Raw genomic sequence first — 20,722 nt, 5'->3', positions numbered from 1 at the left:
CATCCCTTGCGATCAAGAATTTCCGAAACCCTGCGCCGCCTGATCTGCGGGTGGATCCTCCCGATGGCCCTGGCGGCCGGGCCGGCATGGAGTTTGCCGGTCATGCTGGGCCCGTTCCAGCGCCAGTTGAAGGCCAGCCGGACCGAGCCGGTGAATGTGACCCTGCGCGGAATGGTCCGCGATCTCGATCGCGAAGCGGGCCTGCTGGCCCTCGAGGACGAATCGTCGGTAGCGATCCTCGGGCTGAACCTGCCGGACGATGCCTGGGACGGGCTGGCACCCGGCGAGGGCGTCGAGCTCGATTTCCACCTGTGCTCCTTTTCGCTGCGGGGCGGCGTGATCGAGTGCGGCATGGGGCCTGTGGTTGAACTCGATGGCCGGCATCCGCCGATGACGGCGGCGGGCAGCGTGTTCCTCGGGCGCGGCCCTCAGCCGCTGAGGGTCGAGTGGTTCAACGGTCAGGCGACGTCCGCCTTGGAGTTCGAAATCCGCGCGCCCGGAGGGCACTGGGTGAAGCCGTCGATTCCGGATCTGCGCTGCGAACTCCATGAGGTGCCCGACATCATCTCGGTCACGGAAATCCCGCGCCGCGGCGGCGTGGCGGTGGAGGGATTGGAAACGATCGATGCCACCCCGGCCGCCGGCCGTGACCAGGTGGCGCTGCGTTTCACCGGGGAGCTTCCGGTCGGGAATCCGGGAGTCTATCAGGTGCGGCTGCGCTGCGACGACGGGGCGCAGGTCCTGCTCGGCCGCCAGCTTGCGGGGTGGAGAAAGATCGCCCCGCCTGCCGTCGAGGCGGGCGGGAAAAGGAAGGCCTCCACCTGGGAAACCCGCCGCGGCACGGTGACCTTCGCCGCCTGGGATGGCCCGGGTCTGCGGCTGGAGCTGATGGTGGACTCGACGCGGGAGGAGGCCCGGGTGCTCGATGCGGCAGGCCTGGAGCCGGAGGACCTGGTCGGTGCCCGGCTGCGGGTGAGCGGTGCGACCTACCCCGGCGGGATCTGCCTGCTCAGCGGGTCGACCCTTTCCGCCGAAGGCTCGGCGAAGCCATCCGGAGGTCCGCTGACCCGCGCCTTCGAGGTGCGCGAGCTGCAGCCGGAGCAGGCGGATCGATCGCATCCGGTCCGGCTGGAAGGCGTGGTGACCATGGCGAACAGTCGGTCGCTGGTGCTGCAGGATGAAAGCGGCGGGATCTTCGTCCTCGCTGGCGGCGATGGCAACCTGAGCCCGACTCCGGTGCCGGGCGAGCGCTGGCGGATCGAGGGAGCCACCTCGCGCGGCGACTTTTCGCCGATCGTCATTTCGGAAAACGAGACCCTGCTGGGGTTCGGCGCGCTGCCCGAGCCGCGTCGACCGACCTGGGAGGAGATCCTGAATGGCACGCTGGACGCGGAGCAGGTGGAGATCGAGGGCGTGATCCTCCATGCCACCGATGAAGGCGTGGACCTGCTGACTTACGAGGGCGTGGTGACGATCCGGGCGGCCCACCTTTATCCGCTGGCGGAGGGGCTGCGGGACGAGAAAGGGCGGCGGTCGCTGATCGGGGCACGGATCCGGATGCGCGGGGTGTTCGGGCCGTTCTGGGATACCCTGACCGACCGGCTCCATCCGGGCGTGTGTTTTCTCGGAAACGCCACGATGTCGGTGGTGGAAGCCGCGCCGGAGAGCATCGCGGCCATCCCGCGGATCAAAATCCCGGACTTGTGGCAGTTCACCACCAAGTCCACCGCGCTGAAGCGGGTCCGCCTGCGGGGCCGCCTGATGGCCCGGCGCGGGAGCGCGATGTTGGTTTCGGATGGCGAGCATGTGCTGCGCGCCGACAGCCCCGAAGCTTCTGCCGCCGGGCTGGGCGACTTGGTGGAGGTGGTGGGTTTTCCCCGCTTGAGCCCGGTTTCGCCGCTGCTGGTGCAGGCCGTGGTGCGCGTGCAGGCAGCCGGCGCCCTGCCGCCGCCCCGCGAGGTGGCGGCGTCCGCGCTGCGGGACGAGGCCCTGGATGGAAAGATGATCGCGGTGGAGGCGAAGGTGGTCAGCGATACCCTCCAGCAGCGCGAGCGCCGCCTGGAGTTGGAGGCCGGCGGGCTGCGCTTCATGGCCGCCGGTCCGGCATCGGTCCCGGGCACCGGTCCCTTGCCCCGCGACTCCCGCGTGCGGGTGGCGGGCGTGTATTTCGGAGGCCTCGGGGTGGGTCCGGACGACAACGCCGGCTTCGAGCTGCGGCTGGCCGACGCCGGCGGTATCGAGGTGCTGGCGCGGCCGCCGTGGTGGAACTCGCGGCGGCTGGCAATTCTCGCCGGCGCGTTGCTGGCTGGCCTGGGCCTGGTGGCCGCCTGGGCGATGGTGCTGCACCGGCTGGTCGCCCGCCGGACGGCCGAGCTGGCGGTGGAGATCCACGAACGCGAGCAGCTGGAATCCCAGCGCAAGCTGGAGGAAGAACGGGCCCGCGTGGCGCGCGATCTCCACGACGAACTCGGCGCCGGGCTGACCGAGATCGGCATGCTCGGCGCGCTGCTCGGCCGTTCCGAGGTGCCGGAGGAAAACAAGGACGGCTACCTCGGGACCTTGCGTCAGCTGGCGAAGGACTTGGTTTCCGGCCTGGATGAGATCGTGTGGGCGATCAATCCGAGCTACGACACCGTGGACGACGCCGCCAGCTACCTGTGGCTCCAGGCGCAGCGGATGCTCGCGCCGGCGGGGATCGAGTGCCGCCTGCACCAGGGCGGCGAGGTGCGCGGCGGCCAGCTCGGCTCGCGCCGACGGCATGCGTTGCTGCTGGCCTTCAAGGAAGCGCTCAACAACGTCGTGCGCCACTCGCAGGCGACGGCGATCGAGGTCAGCATTGAAATCGAGGGCGACTTCGTGGTGGTCTCGATCTCGGACAACGGGACGGGCTTTGATTTCCCCGCTGGGGACTCCCCGGAGCATCACGGCCTGGCCGGCATGCGCGACCGGATGCGCGCCCTCGGCGGCGACTGCCGGATCCGCTCGGTCATGGCGGAGGGCACCACGGTGAGATTTGAAATCCCGCTGAAATCGAGATGAAGACAACGATCCGAGTAGCGGTGGTGGAGGACAGCCGGACGACGCGCGAAGCGTTGGCGGCGATCATCGACCTGGAGCCGGACCTCGAATGCGTGGCTGCCTGCGGGTCGGGCGAGGAGGCGCTGAAATACCTGCCCAAGCTGAAGCCGGAAGTGGTGCTGATGGACATCCAGCTGCCGGGTGTTTCCGGCATCGATTGCGTGGTGCAGCTCAAGCAGCAGCTGCCCGAGGTGCTGATCATCATGGTCACGGTCTATGAAGACCCCATCCGCATCTTCAGCGCCCTGCGGGCGGGGGCCAGCGGGTATTTGTTGAAACGATCGGAACCGGAGGAAGTCGTCTCCGCCATCCGCGATGTCCACCAGGGCCGGGGCGCGATGAGCGGCGAGGTGGCGCTGAAGGTGATCCACTATTTCAGCGAGCAGAAGGAGCAGAGCGAGGAGCTCGAAACGCTGACCCGGAGGGAAACGGAGGTGCTGGAGCTGGTGGCCTTCGGGCTGAGCAACAAGGAGGCGGCGGCACGGCTGAACGTCTCCGTGGAAGCGGTCCGCTGGCATCTCAAGAAGATCTACTCGAAGCTCCACGTGCGTTCGCGGACCGAGGCGGCGATCAAGTTCCGCAACCGGGGATAGGCCGGTCTTTCTACCCCTACAGGTAGTGGGACGCGCGTGACGGCGCGTGCAGGGTCGATGGTGTCGCGGCGACCCATGATGCCGCGGAACCCGTATCATGAGACTTTTTTTCCGGAAACCCGCATCCTGGTCCGCGAAGCTGCTGTTATCTCTCGCCTTGGTGACGTCCCTGACCGGTGGCGTCGCGGCAAAGGGCGACCGGGACGTCGTCAACCTCATCAATTTCATCCGCGGGGTGGAACCGCGGTCCGCGATCGATCTGCTGGAGCCGGTCCGCGAGCAGCTCGCGCTGGCGAAGAAGCACGACCTGCCGACAACCTGGCTCATCCAGTACGACGCGTTGATCAAGCCGGAGTTCACCGACCTGCTGAAGCGCGAGATGGGGCCCGAGGACGAGATCGGCGCGTGGCTGGAGGTCGTCCAGCCGCAGGCCGAGGCGGCGGGCATCCCGTGGCGCGGACGGTATCCATGGGACTGGCACGTGAACGTCGGCTTCACCCAGGGTTACGAGGTCGCGGAGCGGAAAAAGCTGATGGATGTCTACATGGCGAAGTTCGCCGAGGTCTTCGGCAGGACCCCCAAGTCCGTGGGCTGTTGGGTGATCGATGCACCCACTTTGAACTATCTTCACGACCGTTATGGCATCGAGGCGGCCTGCAACTGCAAGGATCAGAGCGGCACCGACGGTTACACGCTGTGGGGCGGCTACTGGAACCAGGCCTACTATCCCAGCCGCCTCAACGCCTACATGCCGGCGCAGGGTGCGGAAAGGCAGCTCGATGTGCCGGTGTTCCGGATGCTCGGCAGCGATCCGGTGCACCAATACGATCAGGGCATCGGCTCGAGCTGGCAGGGAGTGGTGACCCTGGAGCCGATCTATCGCCCTGGCGGCGGCGATCCGGGATGGGTGGACTGGTTTTTCGACACCAACTTCGATCAGCCGAGCCTCGGCTTCTCCTACATGCAGGCAGGCCAGGAGAACTCCTTCGGCTGGCCCGCGATGTCGGAAGGATTGATCGATCAATATGCCAAGCTCGCCAAGCGCCGCAACCGGGGCGACATCGTGGTGGAAACCCTGGGCGAGTCGGCCCGCTGGTTCCGCAGGACCTATCCGCGCACCCCGGCGACCTCGGTGGTCGCGCTCGAAGACTCCACCGGAGCGCCGAAGCGCAGCATCTGGTATGAGAGCCGTTGCTATCGAGTGAACTTCTACTGGGACAAAGACCGTTGGAAAATCCGCGACCTGCATCTTTTCAACGAGGACTATCCCGAGAGATATCTCGATGCCCGCGCGGAAGACATCGTGGCCCACTATGACACGTTGCCATTGCTCGATGGCTTCCACTGGAGCGTGCCGGACGACCTGGCCTCCTTTTCCGCCGTGGCGGAGGGCGAGCCGGTGCGCACCAAGGGCGTGCCGAAGGTGACCGGCGAGGGTGCCGACACGCTGCAGATCGAGTGCGGTCTGAAGGGCGGTGGCAAGCTGGTGATTCTATGCGAGCCCGAGAGCCTGCGGATCGATTTGAAGGGCCTCGGTGCTCCCGACCGCTGGGCCATGGAGCTGGCCTGGTCGGCGGAGAAGCAGGTCCCCGTCTCGGAGGTCTCGCCGCACGCCATCGGCTACCGCCACCAGGGCTTCACCTACCAGCTCCGCTGTGGCGAAAGCGCCGTGTCGCGTGTGGGCGACCAGCCCCGGATCAAGGTCGCCGACCACCGGGGAACCATCCGTTTCGATTTCCGTCCCCAACCCCGAAAACCCGATGAAAACACCAGGAATCTCCCTACTTCTCGCGCTGGCGGCGATGACGCCGGCGCTTCACGGCTCCCTGCTGGTGCAGGAGCTGTTCGATGACATCTCCGCCGGAGACGCCAGTCTCGACGGCGCCGGCGACACCACCAGCAGTGTCGGGCTGACCGACACGTGGGCGGTGAACCAGAACACCGGCATCTTCACCGCCAACAACTTCAACGTGGTCGGCGCGACCCTGCCCGGTCTGCCACCGGATGACGGCCTGCCAGGCGGTGTCTGGAACAACACCAACTCCTGGGATACCAACATCTATGCCACCCGGCCGCTGGCGACCCCGATCGATTTCGGAGCCGACCAGGTGATCTATTTCAGCGTCCGTCTGAACAATCCGGGCGATACCGCCATGGGCATCGGCCTCGCGACGGGCGGCGGACCGGCGGACGAATTCGTCGGCGCCGGCTTCAGTTGGAACAATGCCTCGATGGTCGGCCTCTCCGATCTCGGCGCGGGGAATTCGGCCTACATCGCCCACGGCACTCTGGACGGTTCGACCGAGAGCGGCGTCTACGGCATCCGTGCCCTGGAGGGAAAAAACACCGTCAACGGCTACGGCCTGCTGGTCGGGCGGATCACGTCCCATGCCAGCGGCGAGGACCTGATCGAGATCAAGCGTTTCGCCGAAAACTCCGTCATCCCCGGCGACCTCGCGGCCGTGACCTGGAGCGCGAGCTACGCCGTCGATACCTCCATGGTCGCCACCCGGCTCCTGATGTGGATGAACGGCCAGGGTTCGGGTGAGCTGGATGCCATCCGCTTCGGCGAAACGTGGACGGACGTCACGGGCGTCGAACCCGCCGGGCCGGAGCAGCCGTCATTGACCGGATCGACCCTGGTCTCGGCCACCGGGACCACGGCCGAGGCCAGCGTGAGCCTGATCACCAGCCCGGCCGAGGTAACGCTCTACTGGGACATCGTCGATCAGGGCGAGGGGGCTTGGGCCAACGCGAACGCCCTCGGCGCGCAGCCGGTCGGGACGGTGACCGGCTCGATGACCGGGCTCATGCCGGACACGGTCTATTTCTACCGCTTCCACGCGGTGAACCCGGCGCCCGAGCCCGACCTGGAGGCTTGGAGCGAGCCCGCGCAGTCCTTTGCCTCCGCGCTGACAGGCCTGGCGGTGGATGACCTCATCGTCTCCCCCTACTCGCCGTATGAGGTGGACCTGATCTGGACGGACATCTTTGAAACCGAGACCGGCTTCACCATCCAGCGCTCGCCGGCCGGCGCGGGCACCTGGACCACCGTGGGCACCGCGCCCTCCGAAAGTTCGTTCTTCACCGACAAGCTCAGCGGGCTGACGCCGGACACCTCCTATGATTACCGTATTTTCGCCAGCAACGCGGCGGGCGACTCGGATTTCTCCAACGTGGCCAGCGGCACCACGCCCTCGGCCGAGTCGCTGGAAACGCAGTTGCTCATCCATTTCGACGGCACCCTTTCCGGCACGGAATACACGCTGGGACCGGACGAGATCGACCTCAGCGGCACCTTCCAGGCAAGCGGCGCGCCGGTGGTCGACGGTGGCGTGGCGGTGATCAATGCCGGCAACGAGAACGGCTCCGACGGCTTCGACATCGACGGCAGCTTCTTCGGCGACCTGACCACGCAGAACTGGGTGGTCGAGGCCTTGCTGACCTATCAATCCACCGGCACCGGCTATGCGCCGGTGGTGCTGGACGTGCAGGGCGATTGCAACCTGCGGCTGCGCACCGACGACAACGACGACGTGCTGCAGATGTTCTACTGGGATGGTAGTAGCGGCCACCAGCAGCTCACCGCGCTGCCGCCGAGCGGGGTGAAGGTCCACCTGGCCTACGCCTGGGATGCCAGCAGCTCGACTCTCACCGGATACATCAACGGCGTGCCCTTCGGCTCGCTGGCCGGCGGGCACTTCACCACGCCGGACCCCACCACGATCAGCTTCGGCTACTTCGGCCGCGCCGGCTACGAGGGGCGGGGCGTCGATGGCACGCTGGACGAGATCGCTTTCCAGACCGGCAGCGCGGCCTTCGATCCGGCCTCGGATTTCCTGCTGCCGGTTCCGGAAAGCGAGGACTTCGCCACATGGATCGGAGGCTTCGAGGTCGGGGGCATGACCGGATTCGATGACGACCCGGATGGCGACGGCCTGTCCAACGGGCTGGAGGGCTTTTTCGGCACGGATCCCGGCTCGCGGAATTCCGGTGCGGTCCGTCAAGTCGCCACCGACGGGACGATCACGACCTTCGTCCATCCGCTGGCGAATCCCCCCCTGAGCGACGTGGCCGGCGGCTACGAGTGGTCGATGGATCTCGAAAACTGGTACGCCGGCGATGGGGTGGACGGCCCCCCGGACGGTCCGACAGTCAGCATCCCGAATGTCGGCGGCGGCCCCGGCGAGGTCGGAGTCACCGCCACTTCCAGCGAGCCGGTCGACCACCTTTTTCTCCGCGTTTCGGTGTCCCAATGACCGGTCGCGAAACTCCCCCCCCTAACCTAAAAAAACACATGAAGACCACGAACGTGCTGAGTGCCTTGTTGGCGATGGTGTTGGCTGCTCCCGGAGCCACCATTATCGGCGTCAACTTCAACAACAACGACTCCGCCGGTGCACAGGCGGGAGGTGATTCCTTCGGAGCGATCTGGACGGACGTCAATGCCGACAACGTGACCGGATTGGCCTTGAACGGCACGCCGGGTGCGACCCTCGACCTCGCCGCCAACGGCTGGTGGCAGGCCGGATCCTGGACCGGAACCGACGGCATGAATTCCGAGATCAGCCTGTTCCGGATTTACCTCAATGACAACGGCATCTCCCTGACGGTCCACGGGCTTCAATCGTGGATGACGTCTGAGTCAGCGGCCGGCTACCAAGTCACGATCTACTCCAGCACGGACAATGGAACGTCGTTCAAGGATGTGAACGTGGCAGGCACGATGGTCCCGATCCTGGCCGGTGGCAACGGGACTTGGAACGGTGCATTCGAGGACGTCGGTGGCAACGATTCGGGCGGCCTGCGCGGCAGTGGCACCAGCGGACTGCTGACCGATGATGAGCTGACGATCACGCTCGATTCGCACAGCTTTCCGGTACGCTCGACCCTGGCCGGCTTCACCATCACGGCGGTGCCGGAACCGGGCGTCGCGATGCTTGGCATGCTGGGGCTCGGTGCTCTGGTGGCCGGGGGTCGTCGCCGAGCGTGAAATCGGCGCTTTTTTCTTGGGTTGAAAGAGCCGCTTCCGGGGTAACTCCCGGGGGCGGCTTTAACTCAGGCAAGCTGCGCGGCGATGGGATCGACCAAAGCCGCGCCGGCAGTGGTCAGGATGAGGCGCTGGTTCTCCAAGCGGGCGAAACCGTGCTCGACCAAGTCCGCCGGATCGGCGGGGCGGACGATTTCCAGCGGCACGCCCTCGGCGGTGCGCAGCAGCAGGGCGAGGCGCTCGAGGCGCAGCTGTTCGGGGGTGAGTGCCTCGCTTTCGATCACCGCGGTACCGACGGACTCGACCATCCGCAGGTAGCGGTCGGTATCGCTGACGTTGTTGTGCCGGATCCCGCCCAGGGTCGACACGGATGAGGGGCCGAGGCCGAGGTAGTCCTCGCCGTTCCAGTAGCCGTGATTGTGGGTGGAACGATGGCCCGGCCGGGCATAGTTGCTCGTTTCGTAGTGTTCGAAGCCGGCGGCGGTCAGGAGTGCGTGGGCCAGGTGGAACTGCTCGGCATCGCGGTCCTCGTCGGCATCCAACTCGCCGCGCTGGAGGCTCTGGAAAAACGCGGTGTCCTCCTCGTAGGTCAGGTTGTAGGCGGAAACGTGGTCGGGGTTCAGGTCGATCGCCGTCTCCAGCGTGTGGCGCCAGCCATCGAGGGAAAGTCCGGGCACGGAGAACATGAGGTCGATGTTGACCGAGGGCATGCCGGCCTCGCGCAGGAGGCGGACGGAGGCGGCGGCCTGCTCCGGATCGTGCTCGCGGCCGAGGGTGCGGAGGACTTCGGGCTCGAAGGACTGGATGCCCAGCGAAACACGGCGCACGCCGAGTTCGCGGAAGAGGCCGGCCTTGGACAGGTCGAAGGTCGCGGGGTTGGCCTCCATGGTGACTTCGTCCAAGGCGGGAAAGTCGAGGATTTCCCGCAACCCGCCGAACAACTGCCGCAGGTGCGAGGGGGAAAGCATCGAGGGCGTGCCGCCGCCGAGGTAGAGCGTGCGGACCGCCGCGGGATCGGCGATGCGCCCGCGGGCTTCGGCCAGCACGGCCTCGATGAAGCGCGGAATCGGGGTCGAGCCGGGGGTGTGCTTGTGGAACGAGCAGTAGGGGCAGACCCGGTGGCAGAAGGGGATGTGGAGATAGAGCAGCATGTCACCAGCGGCCGATGGCGATGGCGGGCACGAGCAGCGTGCGCTCGCCGGAGCGGGCTTTGTCGCGGCCGACATCGGCGTCCGGCGCGAAGAACTCGAGCGCTCCGGAGCGTTGCCCATCCGGGCTGAGCACCGGCACCACCGGCTCGCGCAAGGTGGCGGTGCGCTTTTTCCCGCCCCAGGGATCGAAGTAGGTCAGGGTGAACTGCTTTTCGCCGCCGGCGAGCTTTTCGGGAACCTGGACCAGGGTGACGAAGTGGGAGTCGAGCGTGACCCAGGCACCGTGGCGGAGCACGTAGCGGCGGAGGCTGATGACGGGCGGCAGGCCGTTGATCAGCGATTGGCGGAAACGGCGGTGCAGCCGTTTCAGGGTGTTGGGCACGGACTCGCGGCGGCCGGGCAGCAGGTTCTCGATGCGGGGTGCGGGCAGGCCGCCGATGCCGGCCAGCTCGCCGGCGACGTCGGCGAGGTCCTCGGCATTGATGCCGTGCCGGCTCCAGCGGTTGCGACCGCGCAGCGAGGCGGACGGGCGCACGCCGTGGGCCTTGATGATGTAGAGGAGCTTGGAACGGTCGGAGCGGCCGGGAATTTTCTCGGCCACGGCTCGCCATTTCCCGTCCCCGCAGCGGATCGCGGCGAGCAGGGCGGCGGGACCGCAGGCGTTGCCGGAAACATCGAGCTGGTCGACCGGACCGGCGACGGCGTTCGGCGCCCAGCGATCGTCGGCGCGGGCGATCGCCGCGAGCAGCAGCAGGGCGCTAAGGAGAAGGGGAAGAGGCGAACGAATCGACACGCTGGTTGTCTTGCGGATTGCTGTCGACGATGCCAACCGAAACCGCAATCGAGGACTGGATCGCATAGTTGCCATCATTCGCGCCGACCGGAAAAGTGAAGGTCTTGATGTCACCGGGGCCGAGGTAGGAAGCGCTGGCCTGCGAGGTGCCGGCGGGCGTGGTGACGCTGACCGGGGCGTTGGTGACGGGGGTGGTGCCGCGGTTTTCCACGGTGACTTGGACCACCGGGTTGCCCTGCGAGTCGGTGGTGACGTAGTTCGAGGCCACGGCGAGGTCGGTGATGCCGGAGGTCTTCGAGTCGAGCGTGCGGCCGACGTTGAGGATGCCCTCGCCGTTGTCGGCATCGTAGCCGGGAGCGCCGGTCTCGTTGGCGTTGGCCGAGATCAGCTGCCAGGCTTCCGCGGCGTTGACGTTGAAGGTCGTCATCACCAGCGCGATGGCGGCGGAGACGGTCGGCGCGGCGGCCGAGGTGCCGGAGAAATACACCGGATCTCCATTCTGGTCGTAGGACTGGAGGGCGAGTCCGGGAGCCACGATCGAGACCGCGCCGCTGTTCGAGAAATCGAGGTGATCGCCGCGGGCTTCGACCGCGCCGACGGCCACCGTGTAGTCCGAGGAGGCCGGGTAGGAAACCGAGTCGAGACCTTCGTTTCCGGTGGAAACGACGACCACCACGCCGGACTCGTAGGCCACCTGGAGGGCGTTCTCGAGCACCAGGCTGAAGCCCCGTGAGCCGAGCGACATGTTGATGATGTTGGCGCCGTTGTTGACGGCATCGAGGACGGCCTTGGCAAGGGTGAAGGTGTTGGAGACGCCGTTGTCGTTGGCCACGCGGTAGTCGAGCAGCTGGGCATCGGGCGCGAGGCCGAGCTGGCTGGCGATGATCGAGGCCACCGAGGTGCCGTGGCTGTTCATCAGCGAGAGGTCGGAGGGCAGTTCGACGTAGTTGGTGGCCCGCACCCCGCCGGCGAACAGGTCGAGGAGGGCGATGCCGGTATCGAGCACGGCGACCTTCACGTGCGAGCCGTACTTGGAGCGGTCGCCATCGACGCCGAGCCAGTCGAGAAATTGGTCGCCGAAGCCGACCGCGCCGTCCTGCACGGTGCCCTGGCCGGGAATATAGGCGGGAAAAATCATGCCGAGCTGCTCGCTTCCGTCGAGCAGGGCCTTGAGATCATCGAGGCTGAGAAAGCCGACCCGCAGGGTGTTGAGCGCGTCGATCCGGTCGAGCACCGCGAAACCCTTGCCCTCGATCTTTTTCAGGAAATCCGCCATGGCCTCGGCGGAGGCGAAGGTGAGTGAGCGCTGGTTGGCGATGGCACCGGAATCGATCGCCTCCTTGTCCTCGGTGAAGCGGGCACCGGGGCCGCGCTCCGTTTTCGGCTCCCGCACCGGGCTATCGGGTCGCGGGCGGGGCGGCACCGGTGGCAGCGGGTCCGTGGACGCGGCCTCCACCGCGGGCCGCGCGGCGCTGTGGGCCACCCAGTAGCCCGCCAATCCTCCGATCAGGACGACGGCGACGATCAGGATGGCGAGGCGCGGGCGGTTCATACGGGACGTGAAACCTCTCGCCGCGCCGAGGGTCGCGGGCAACCCCGAACTTTCCTCACTCCTCGGGCGGAGCCTCGAGCCACGGCGGGATGTCCTGGTAGTTGTAGATCTTGGGCCGCTTGGTGGCGGGATCGATGGTCGGGATCACGAGGTCCCGCTTGCGCACGGAGGATTTCCATGACGGGCTGGAAATGGTCGCCCAGGAGCCGTCCGGCTTTTTGAACTCGATGCGGGCCTGATACATCTTCCACTCGTCGATGGCGGTGACGCGCGGGTAGGTCTTCGAGCCGCCGGGCTTCACCTCGGGCATCTTGGCACCGGCCAGCTCGAGGCGGGCCTCGTAGGGAGCGAGGTTGAGGAAGCGCACGGTGCCCATCGGGAAGCTCGCCGTGTCGTCATCCATGCAGTAGATCCGGTAGGGCAGCTTTTTCTGCGGGTCGGGCAGGATCAGGAAAAGCTGGCGGTCGCTGCTGCCGAGCTTGCCCTGGGCGATCGGCCGCTTGCCCTCCTTGGCCGAGGGGTCATCGACGAACAAGGCCGCGGTGCCGCCCTGGAATTGGCCGGTATAGACCGGGCTGAAGCCGCCGGTGAAAAGCCGCACTTCGGCCGCGTCGGCCTTTTTCACGGGCGCGAGCGCGCTCTTGAGGTCATCGACGTATTGGAGACACAGGGTGCGGAAGGCGACTTGGCGGGTCGATTGGGCGGACAGGGACGACAGGGTGGCCAGGAGGAAGGCGGCGGTGAGACCGGGAAGGGCGGGTTTTTTCATGAAATCGGGATGATGGCCTGTCAGATCTCGCCGGGGGCGAGCCAGCGGAAGGAGCGCATTTCAAAACGCCGGCCAAAGGTTTCGTTGACCTCGGAGAGCTCGTCGAAACGGGTTTCGGGGGTGTCGGACGGATCGACGAAGTCGGGCATCCGCTGCACGACGGCCTCGCACCAGGCGCGGGCGCGGGGCTGGCCCGTCTTCGCATCGGACTCCCCGTAAGCGCGCACGACGAAGGTATCGCCGCGGACGGTGAGCTGCGAGCCGAGGGCCGTAAGGACGTCGCCCTGGGTCAGGGAACACGGAGCCCCGACGGTGTTGGAGCCGAGGACGGCACCCGGGCTCGCCCAGTCGTGCTCGCCGAGGTTGCCCTGGGCGAGCTCGATGCCTTCGCCCTCCGCGATGTGGTTGATGTCGGTTTTTTCGATGGCCGAGGCGATGGCTCCCCGCAGCGAGGCTTCATCCCCGGAGGGCCCGAGGCGACGGTTCACAAATTCCGAAAGCGAGAGGAAGGGGCCGCGCTCGCGGACCTGATCGACGAGGTTCTCGGCGAGTTCGCGGAGATGGTCGTGATCGATCTGGCGGAAGCCCTGCCACAGCGGTTCGTGGGCGGAGCCGAAGGTGGGGTCGCTGCCCTGGCCGTCGACGGCGGTTCCAGCAGGGTAGCGCACGCGCGGGAAGGGGGTGAGCGCGCCGGTGTCCACCAGCGGCTTTTCCTGGCAGGCGATCTGGGTTTCCCGCAGCGAGGAAAGCAGCGCCATCCAGGCGTCGACCGAGGTGGAGTTGACGTTGAAGCCGCCCGCGAGGCCGAGGTATCGGCCGGCCGTCCGCGGGCCGTCCCTGCCTTCGAGGCTCTTCGCCGCCTTGCCCGCTTCCTCCTTGGACACCAGCGAGACGAACCGCGGGTTGAGGAGCTCGCCTTTGCCCTCGAAGAATTCCTGGCGCACGGTCTCCGCATCACGCGATTCCGAGCTGAAGGCATCGCCATCGTAGTCGCACATCGTGGAAAGGAAGAAATGGTCCCACAGCGCGGTGTTGCACAAGTAGGTGTGATCGAGCGCGCCAACGCCGGAGGAGGTCTGGTTCGAGCGGAGTTGGTCGGTCGGAATCTCCGGATGGGCCCATGACTCGCCCACCGTGTAGGTCATGAAGGGGTGGACGCCGGAGTTCGCCAGGTTGGCGTGGCGGAACTGCGCCAGCGACTGCAGCGGAGCCCGCGGGACCTCGTAAAAGGTGGCGCGCGGCGACCCGTAAAGGCTGCCGTTTCCGCCGAAAAAGTAGCCCTCCTCCTCGGCGCGGTTTTCCTCGATGACCGAGGTGCCGGCCTGGATCGGCATCATCACCAGCTCGTAGGGCTGGTCGCCGGGTGCCTCCTTGCCGCGGGAAAGGTCGATGTCGGCGAAAAAGTTCCCGGTCGAAGAGTCGGCGTAGGGTCGGGCGGGGACGAAGGACTCGACGGTGGTCTTGCCGGAAAAGCTGAACAGGGCGAACGGCCGCGCCCGCACGTAGTCGGCCATCGTTTCACCACTGCGCTCATAGATATCACGGGCGATCAACGGCGGGTCGTTGTCGGGATCCGGATACATCGCCGGGAACGAGCGTTCGTCGGGATAGCGGACCGAAGTGCCTTCCTCGACGATTTCCTTCAGCCGCGCCTCGTTGCCGTACTGGAGCCGGAAAATGCCGGCCGGCCGGTTGTTGAGCGTCATCTGGACCGAAAATTCGTTGTCCGGTTGCGACACGGGACCCCACTCGACGCTGATGCGGTCACTCACCTTCAGCCCGATGGTGCCATCCACGGTGCTGTTGGCGGCCGCGGCGGTCTTGCTGCGGCCGGCCAGCCAATCGACATCGAAACCCGCGCCGGATGTGGTCGATTGCGTGATGAGTCGCGGCAGGATGTCGAAGTCGACGGTTTTGTCGTTCCTCCAATCGAACAAGGCCGCTCCATCTTTGCCCGATCCCGCGGATTCGTCATTCCAGGTCCAGTCGGGTGAAACCCCCGGCGTGCCGAAAAGCCGCGTCTGCCCGGGCTCGAGCCGGATCGGCTGGGTGCGACCGCTGAGGTCGGACTTGAAGTCCATGCCGAAAGTCTTGGTGCTGTTGGAGTTGGCGAAATCGATGTAAAGGTTGTTGAGCGGAAGCAGCTCGTTCGTCATCGCGCGATTGTTGATGTAAAACTTGAAGCCGATCGGCACGTCCTTGAAAGAGATGTTCATCGAATCGAACACCAGCGGGATGTCATAGGGGTTGTGGATGGTCACCACCGGCAGATACAGCAGGTGCAGCATGTACTGCCGCCCGGCGGCCCGATGGTCCGTGGCCCATCTGCCATGGGGATCGCGGGCGACGAGGGAGAAGATCATGTCCACCCGCACGATGCTGGGCATCAGCACCTGTCCATCCGGAGCGGCCGCCGCGCCCATCCGCAGCCGGCTGCCGGCCACGGTGTAGGGCCGGTGGCTGCGGGGCAGGGTGGCTCCCATCTCCCCGCTCGCCACGCGCCGGGCGTAGGTGGTGGATTCGCCGACGTGCTGATAGAGATTGTGATACTCCGCCAGCGTGCGCATCCGGGGATCGGCCACGTTGCTGGGGAGTCCGGCCTGGTCATAGAGCGTGCCCATTTCCGCCACCACATCCTCGCCCTCCGAGGCCAGCGTGCTGAAGTCCTGCTTGAAGCCGCCGTCCACGGGGTCGGTCATCAGGGAAACCGACCACGGGGTGAGATCCGGGCGGTAGGAGCGAAGTTGCTCGATCTGGGTGCCCATCACCGCGGTGTCGAAGCTGGCCAGGCGGTTGGCCAGTTGGTCGTCCGGCCGGAGTTCGGAAAGGTAGTCCAAGGCGAACACCCCGAGCCGGCTCGGCGCGGCGGCGCGGCTGACCTTGCGGGCAAGCGAAGTGCCTTGGGTCAACTCGTCCTGGTCCTCGAGATCGAAGCGGGCCTTCACGCTTTCATCGACCGTCATCCAAGCCAGCCTTCCGCGCGTCGTGCCGGAGGAAACGCCGATCGGATAGGCGCGGAGTTGCTGGCGCCGGAGTTCCGCTTCACGGCCCGGAATCTCGCCGAGGGCATTCTCGCCCAGCAGGGTGACCGCGTTTTCATCCTCCTCGGGCGGGATCGGCGGCCGCGAGGAAGAGGGGGCTGCGCTGGAATCCACGTAGGCCCCGGAAGTCAGCCACGCCTTGAAGCGGGATTCCTTGTCGTCGGGGGCCTCGACCAGGTCGCCCCGCTCCCAGGCATCCCACACGCCGGTGACGCCCAGCGGAAAATACTCGCTGGTCAGAGGGGCGGGCGCGGTGATGCGGTCGTCGCGACCGGCTTCCTTCTGGAGCTGGCCGATCGCGAGGGCCAGGGCCATCCGGGCATTGGTCCGCGCCTCCTGCATGGCATCACCCGAAGACGAACCGCGCAGCGAGATCGAGGAAAGCGTCAGCAGCCCCACGGCGAGCAGGCTCAGCAGCACCATCAGGCTGATCGTGATGATTAAAGCGAAGCCACGCGCCTGCCGGGCGAGGCAACGAAATCCGTGGAATGGGTTGGGTTTGAATTTCATGGGTCATCGGGTGCTGCCGCCGGAGTCGCAGCTGGAATCACCGGGCAGACTACAGGCGCCCGGGGGGTTTTAGTGAATACTAGGTCATTACCAAATATGGGTTAGCCGCCTGATTTTGTAACCTCCCCATAGCGGGAGGTTTTCGGTGGCCATGTCGGAGAAAAGGCTCCGAGGAGGCGATTCCCGGCGCAGAAGCTCTCGACCGCGGCGAAGGGCCACCTCCGGAGGGGAAATCCGGTTGAAGATATGCGGACTCCCCACGTCCCAATTACCGCTTGCCCGCGACGCGGTTGGGCCCCAAGCATCGGCGGTCATGCGTGACTTTCAAAAAGATCCGGCGTGGACGGAGGCGGACCTCGGCCTGCCGTTGCCGGATTCCGTGCATGCATGCTCGGTGGCCTTGCCGACCTGGCCCTCGGTGGTCGGGTATGAGGAAAAACGGGACAAGGTGATGCGACGGCTGCGGGCCGGATATCCGCGCTTCGTCCGCAATCCCCTGGTCTCACGCCTGACTGCCGAAGCTGCCCAGGCGATCGGTGAATCCGGCGGGTCGGTGTTTCTTTTCCCGACCCGCGTCGCCGCCCAGCGGGCCCAGCGCTGGATCGAGCGACAGGCCGGTGCCGCGGTGCGCTCGGTGGGCTACGAGCCGTTCCACGCCGTGGTGGTGCCGGAGGCTGCCATTCAAGCTGCCAACGATTACCAGCGCTTCACCGGCGAGCTGGTCAGTAGCCGGGCTGCCGAGGATTTCCTGAACGGCGGCATCAAGAGCGGCAACAAGGGCTATCTGGTCCGCCGCCGGCTGGCCACGCTCTACGGCTGCCAGCCCGAGCAGGTGTCCGTCTTCGCGTCGGGCATGTCCGCGGTGATGGCGGCCATGCGGACGCTGCCGGGGGCGGCCGATGGCAGAAAGACGCTGCAGTTGGAGTTTCCCTACGTGGATTCGCTCAAGGTGCAGGAGCTGTTCGGCTCCGGCGTGGTGTTTCTCCAGCAGACGGAGGGGGAGTCCTTCGATGAGGCGCTGCGACGGATCCGCAAGGGCGAGTTCGCCGGGGTTTTCACCGAGGTGCCCAGCAATCCGCTTCTTCGCTGTCCCAATCTGCCGGCGGTGGCCGAGGCCTGTCGCGAGGGCGGCACCCCGCTCATCATCGACGACTCGGCCGTCGGCCCCCACAACGTGAAGGTGCTTCCCTGGGCGGACGTGGTGACCGCCAGCCTGACCAAGTGGATCTCGGGAGCCGGGGACGTGATGGCCGGAGCGACGATTGTTCGCGAGGATTCTCCCTTCGCCAGCGACTTCCAGGAAGCGCTGGCACGCGAGGCTGCGGAGGGCGCGCCGCTCTATGTGGGCGACCTCCAGGTGCTGCTGGCCAACATGAAAGGCTACAAGGCGCGGATGGAGCGGCCCAACGAGTCCGCCCTGCGCCTGGTCGAGTTGCTGGCCGACCACCCGGCGGTGGAAACCGTGTGGCATCCCAGCATCACCACCCGCGAGCGTTACCAGGCGGTGATGCAACCGGACGGCGGCTTCGGTGGCCTGTTTTCCTTCAAGCTCAAGCTGCCGAAAAAAACGGCCAGGTTTTTCAACTCCCTGGCCGTGTCCAAGGGCCCGAGCTTCGGCACTCCGTTCACCCTGGTTTCCCCGTATGTGATGCTGGCCCATTACCACGAGCGCGACTGGGCCGAGGGCTGTGGGGTCCCCGAGACGCTGATCCGTGTCTCCTGCGGTCAGGAGGATCCGGAGACCCTCGCGCAGGCCTTCACGACGGCCCTGGAGGCGATCTAACCGGCCTGCCGGAGGTCGTGCGTTGGATTGGTCAATGCGTGCGCATTCGAAGGGGGCTTTTTCCTTGTTTGGGATGGAGGGATCGAATCCACTTCAAAAGTCGGCGCGCCGTCCGGTGCTTGAAATCGAGGTTCGCTGCCCAAGCCCATCATCTTTGTCGAAAAGACCTCATGAAACGCAAAGCGAAGCTCGCCCTCCGAGTGAATCATGACAACCCCAACCACCACCTTTGGAACAATCGCGGTGTCTGGTGGTGCCACCTCACGGTTCACAAGCCCGATGCCACTGCCGAGCGCCTGCGTTTTTCCCTGAAGACCCGCGACGTGGACCAAGCCCGCGAGCGCCGCGACCGGATCTTCCGCCAGATTGCCGAGCATTACGAGATCGCCGCCTGAGCCGGCTGCCGGCTTGGCTCGCAACCGATCGAAAGGCGAACCCTCGGATGCCCATGCCCTTCGGGGCCCGCTCTTTTGGGGGCGGCCGATGACAGCCCAAGGCCGGCGGGACGGCATGCGGAGGGAGCGATCGGGCCTGGGCGGGAGCCGTCCTGTTTCCCGGTCCCACTTCACGAAAAGAAGTCCTCGCCATCCGGCGTTTCGCCTCCCAGGGCGCCCGAGCCGGAGGGCTCACCTCGATCCAGATTCAGATCGTCATTCAAAGTGAAGAGCACGCCCCAGAGCACGAAGTAGGGCGTCTCGTCATGACCGACATAGCGGATCAGGTCGATTTCATCCCGCGTGAGCGAAACCCGCCCCCCAGGACCGCTCGACTCCGCGTCGGACCCAGCTGTTAGGAAAAGCTCGATAGTATCCGGAGTTCGTTCGAGCCACGCCCAGCTGGACCGGTCATCCATGAGGATCTTGGCCCGGTGATACCTTCCGGGGGTCAACGTCGATTCAATGTCGGGGGGGAGTTCCATTCGCCCCGTTACTAGGAATCTCTTCGGCGGACCGTCATCCTAACAATTTCCCTTTATCGCGATCCTTGCTTGAACGCCGGCTCAACGGTGGGAGGAAGGCGCCCCCGGCTGCCACGGAGGAATGCCCGAGGACTGCCGGTTCGGCCGCTACCTCGATGGCGGCGGGCAGGAGAAACTTGCGGCGAGTCTCCAAAGTCGGGGAGTCCCCTCCCGATTCGGTGAGCTGGAGGGTCAATAAAAACAAGCTGACCTCGCCCAAGGCATTCCCCCTCACGTCCGAAGCGTCTCCTCTCGCGCCGTTGGCGTCTCTTTTCCCAGCGAGGGCGTCTCTTTTCCCAGCGAGGGCGTCTCTTTTCCCGGCGAGGGCGTCTCTTTTCCCGGCGAGGGCGTCCCTTTTCCCGGCGAGGGCGTCCCTTTTCTCGGCGAGGGTGTCCCTTTTCCCGGCGAGGGCGTCTCTTTTCTCGTCCGGAGCGTCCCATTCTTCGCTGAAATCACTCTCCTTCAATCGAGTCGTTGCCTCCGGCAGCATGGGGGACGCTCGTGCGCTCGTGAACCCGCTGCCAAGCTTTCGAGCGCTGCATCGGGTCGAAAGCCATCGAACGCCGTGTCGAAGCGCTCGGGAGTCGTGTCGGAGCGCTCGGGAGTCGTGTCGGAGCCCGTCGGGAGCCGGACAGAGCCGGAAGGGGCCACGGAAGGAGTGGAGTTCGGAACCGATGTCGCCTGCGGCTTCGACCGACCACGAATGGCCGCACCGCCGTACAGCCTGTTGAGGCTGCCGATGCTTACCTTACAAATCGTCCAAGGGGCTGGCCGCCCTTCCCTCCATCGCATGGACCACGTGAGTGTAGATCTCCGTCGTCTTCACGCTGGAGTGTCCGAGCGCCTCCTGGATCGCCCGCAGGTTCGTGCCCTTCTGGAGCAAATGGGTGGCAAAACTGTGCCTCAGCGTGTGGGCCGAGACCTTTTTGGCGATTCCCGCCCTTTTGACGGCCTTCGACAGCCATTGGCTCACCGCTCCTTCCAGCAGATGGTGCCGCTTCAGATCCCCATCGCGGGGGTCCTCCGCCCGCTGGGCCGTCGGAAACACCCAGTACCATTCCCAGCTGCGCGAAAGTTTTCCTCCGTAGCGGCGGTCCAGCGACTCATCCACGTGGACCCGGGACCCGCCGGACGACCGGTCCTCCTCATACATCAGTCGCGCCCTCGCCACCTGACGCCGGAGGCCGTCCGCCAGCCTCTTCGGCATCGCGATGCACCGGTCCTTCTTGCCCTTCGCCTGCCTCACCCACACCAGCCCGTTGCCGAAATCGACGTCCTTCACCCGCAACCTCAAACCTTCCGAAACCCTCAGGCCGCAGCCATAGAGGAGCCCCACCAGGCATCTCGGCGTCCCTTCAGGCACTACCGCCAACAGATGCCTGACTTCCTCCCGGTCCAACACCACCGGCAGACGGTGGGGTCGCCGCGCTCTCACCGCCTCGACCCCCTCGAAAGGCTGCTTCAGCACCTCCCGGAACAGGAACACCAGCGCATTGAGCGCTTG

General features: G+C 66.1%; 15 protein-coding genes. 7 read left to right on the top strand and 8 right to left on the bottom strand.

The genetic code is table 11. From position 1 onward, the window contains the following. Positions 1-6: 6 nt before the first annotated feature. From ABXH26_RS19515 to ABXH26_RS19495, 5 genes are all read left to right on the top strand, one after another. Positions 7-3,039 (top strand): sensor histidine kinase, encoded by a 3,033-nt coding sequence (locus ABXH26_RS19515; protein WP_353568786.1) that lies wholly within the window; start codon positions 7-9, stop codon positions 3,037-3,039. Next, a complete protein-coding gene (locus ABXH26_RS19510; protein WP_353568785.1) occupies positions 3,036-3,671 on the top strand; it encodes a response regulator in 636 nt (211 codons plus the stop codon). The genes ABXH26_RS19515 and ABXH26_RS19510 overlap by 4 nt, the downstream gene beginning before the upstream one ends. 97 nt (positions 3,672-3,768) lie before the next feature. After that, positions 3,769-5,523 carry a hypothetical protein gene (locus ABXH26_RS19505; protein ID WP_353568784.1) on the top strand — a complete coding sequence of 585 codons (1,755 nt, stop codon included), beginning with the start codon at positions 3,769-3,771 and terminating at the stop codon, positions 5,521-5,523. Further along, the gene (locus tag ABXH26_RS19500) at positions 5,432-7,930 is read left to right on the top strand and encodes a LamG-like jellyroll fold domain-containing protein (RefSeq protein ID WP_353568783.1); all 2,499 of its coding nucleotides are present in this window, start codon (positions 5,432-5,434) and stop codon (positions 7,928-7,930) included. Before ABXH26_RS19505 ends, ABXH26_RS19500 begins: the two co-directional genes overlap by 92 nt. A 38-nt stretch (positions 7,931-7,968) precedes the next feature. Next, the gene (locus tag ABXH26_RS19495) at positions 7,969-8,664 is read left to right on the top strand and encodes a PEP-CTERM sorting domain-containing protein (protein WP_353568782.1); all 696 of its coding nucleotides are present in this window, start codon (positions 7,969-7,971) and stop codon (positions 8,662-8,664) included. Positions 8,665-8,729: 65 nt separating this feature from the next. Here ABXH26_RS19495 and hemW read toward each other — a convergent pair whose 3' ends face one another. From hemW to ABXH26_RS19470, 5 genes are read right to left on the bottom strand one after another with little or no spacing between them, the layout of a single operon-like run. Next, a complete protein-coding gene (gene hemW, locus ABXH26_RS19490; protein WP_353568781.1) occupies positions 8,730-9,812 on the bottom strand; it encodes a radical SAM family heme chaperone HemW in 1,083 nt (360 codons plus the stop codon). A gap of 1 nt (position 9,813) precedes the next feature. Continuing rightward, positions 9,814-10,605 (bottom strand): hypothetical protein, encoded by a 792-nt coding sequence (locus tag ABXH26_RS19485; RefSeq protein WP_353568780.1) that lies wholly within the window; start codon positions 10,603-10,605, stop codon positions 9,814-9,816. Next, positions 10,571-12,157 (bottom strand): S8 family peptidase, encoded by a 1,587-nt coding sequence (locus tag ABXH26_RS19480; RefSeq protein ID WP_353568779.1) that lies wholly within the window; start codon positions 12,155-12,157, stop codon positions 10,571-10,573. The genes ABXH26_RS19485 and ABXH26_RS19480 overlap by 35 nt, the downstream gene beginning before the upstream one ends. Before the next feature lie 55 nt (positions 12,158-12,212). Then, positions 12,213-12,926 (bottom strand): hypothetical protein, encoded by a 714-nt coding sequence (locus ABXH26_RS19475; RefSeq protein ID WP_353568778.1) that lies wholly within the window; start codon positions 12,924-12,926, stop codon positions 12,213-12,215. 20 nt (positions 12,927-12,946) lie between these two features. Continuing rightward, on the bottom strand, positions 12,947-16,477 hold the full coding sequence (locus ABXH26_RS19470; RefSeq protein ID WP_353568777.1) for a hypothetical protein: 3,531 nt from the start codon (positions 16,475-16,477) through the stop codon (positions 12,947-12,949). Between the two features lie 313 nt (positions 16,478-16,790). On the opposite strand from ABXH26_RS19470, the gene ABXH26_RS19465 reads away from it, so the two are divergent. Next, positions 16,791-18,260 carry a PLP-dependent transferase gene (locus ABXH26_RS19465; protein ID WP_353568776.1) on the top strand — a complete coding sequence of 490 codons (1,470 nt, stop codon included), beginning with the start codon at positions 16,791-16,793 and terminating at the stop codon, positions 18,258-18,260. A 170-nt stretch (positions 18,261-18,430) separates the two neighbouring features. Continuing rightward, positions 18,431-18,655 (top strand): hypothetical protein, encoded by a 225-nt coding sequence (locus ABXH26_RS19460; protein ID WP_353568775.1) that lies wholly within the window; start codon positions 18,431-18,433, stop codon positions 18,653-18,655. 170 nt (positions 18,656-18,825) lie between these two features. Here the strand turns inward: ABXH26_RS19460 and ABXH26_RS19455 are convergent, their stop codons facing one another. The 3 genes from ABXH26_RS19455 to ABXH26_RS19445 form a co-directional block, all read right to left on the bottom strand. Continuing rightward, positions 18,826-19,113: a hypothetical protein gene (locus tag ABXH26_RS19455; RefSeq protein WP_353568774.1), complete on the bottom strand. Its 288-nt coding sequence runs from the start codon at positions 19,111-19,113 to the stop codon at positions 18,826-18,828. Positions 19,114-19,213: 100 nt separating this feature from the next. Then, positions 19,214-19,708 carry a hypothetical protein gene (locus tag ABXH26_RS19450; protein WP_353568773.1) on the bottom strand — a complete coding sequence of 165 codons (495 nt, stop codon included), beginning with the start codon at positions 19,706-19,708 and terminating at the stop codon, positions 19,214-19,216. 258 nt (positions 19,709-19,966) lie between these two features. Continuing rightward, on the bottom strand, positions 19,967-20,722 hold a 756-nt coding region (locus ABXH26_RS19445), incomplete at its 5' end, for an integron integrase (protein ID WP_353568772.1).

It is taken from the genome of Haloferula sargassicola, from assembly GCF_040362925.1.
Classification (GTDB): Bacteria; Verrucomicrobiota; Verrucomicrobiia; order Verrucomicrobiales; family Akkermansiaceae; genus Haloferula; species Haloferula sargassicola.
The sequence above is the reverse complement of the archived record's forward strand: the minus strand, read 5'-3'. Positions and strand labels throughout refer to the sequence as shown.

Excerpts from the sequence above, each read along its gene's own strand:
- ABXH26_RS19510 (WP_353568785.1), top strand. The coding sequence starts at position 3,036 with ATGAAGACAACGATCCGAGTAGCGGTGGTGGAGGACAGCCGGACGACG.
- ABXH26_RS19505 (WP_353568784.1), top strand. The coding sequence starts at position 3,769 with ATGAGACTTTTTTTCCGGAAACCCGCATCCTGGTCCGCGAAGCTGCTG.
- ABXH26_RS19500 (WP_353568783.1), top strand. The coding sequence starts at position 5,432 with ATGAAAACACCAGGAATCTCCCTACTTCTCGCGCTGGCGGCGATGACG.
- ABXH26_RS19495 (WP_353568782.1), top strand. The coding sequence starts at position 7,969 with ATGAAGACCACGAACGTGCTGAGTGCCTTGTTGGCGATGGTGTTGGCT.
- hemW (WP_353568781.1), bottom strand. The coding sequence starts at position 9,812 with ATGCTGCTCTATCTCCACATCCCCTTCTGCCACCGGGTCTGCCCCTAC.
- ABXH26_RS19480 (WP_353568779.1), bottom strand. The coding sequence starts at position 12,157 with ATGAACCGCCCGCGCCTCGCCATCCTGATCGTCGCCGTCGTCCTGATC.
- ABXH26_RS19475 (WP_353568778.1), bottom strand. The coding sequence starts at position 12,926 with ATGAAAAAACCCGCCCTTCCCGGTCTCACCGCCGCCTTCCTCCTGGCC.
- ABXH26_RS19470 (WP_353568777.1), bottom strand. The coding sequence starts at position 16,477 with ATGAAATTCAAACCCAACCCATTCCACGGATTTCGTTGCCTCGCCCGG.
- ABXH26_RS19465 (WP_353568776.1), top strand. The coding sequence starts at position 16,791 with ATGCGTGACTTTCAAAAAGATCCGGCGTGGACGGAGGCGGACCTCGGC.
- ABXH26_RS19460 (WP_353568775.1), top strand. The coding sequence starts at position 18,431 with ATGAAACGCAAAGCGAAGCTCGCCCTCCGAGTGAATCATGACAACCCC.
- ABXH26_RS19455 (WP_353568774.1), bottom strand. The coding sequence starts at position 19,113 with ATGGATGACCGGTCCAGCTGGGCGTGGCTCGAACGAACTCCGGATACT.
- ABXH26_RS19450 (WP_353568773.1), bottom strand. The coding sequence starts at position 19,708 with ATGCTGCCGGAGGCAACGACTCGATTGAAGGAGAGTGATTTCAGCGAA.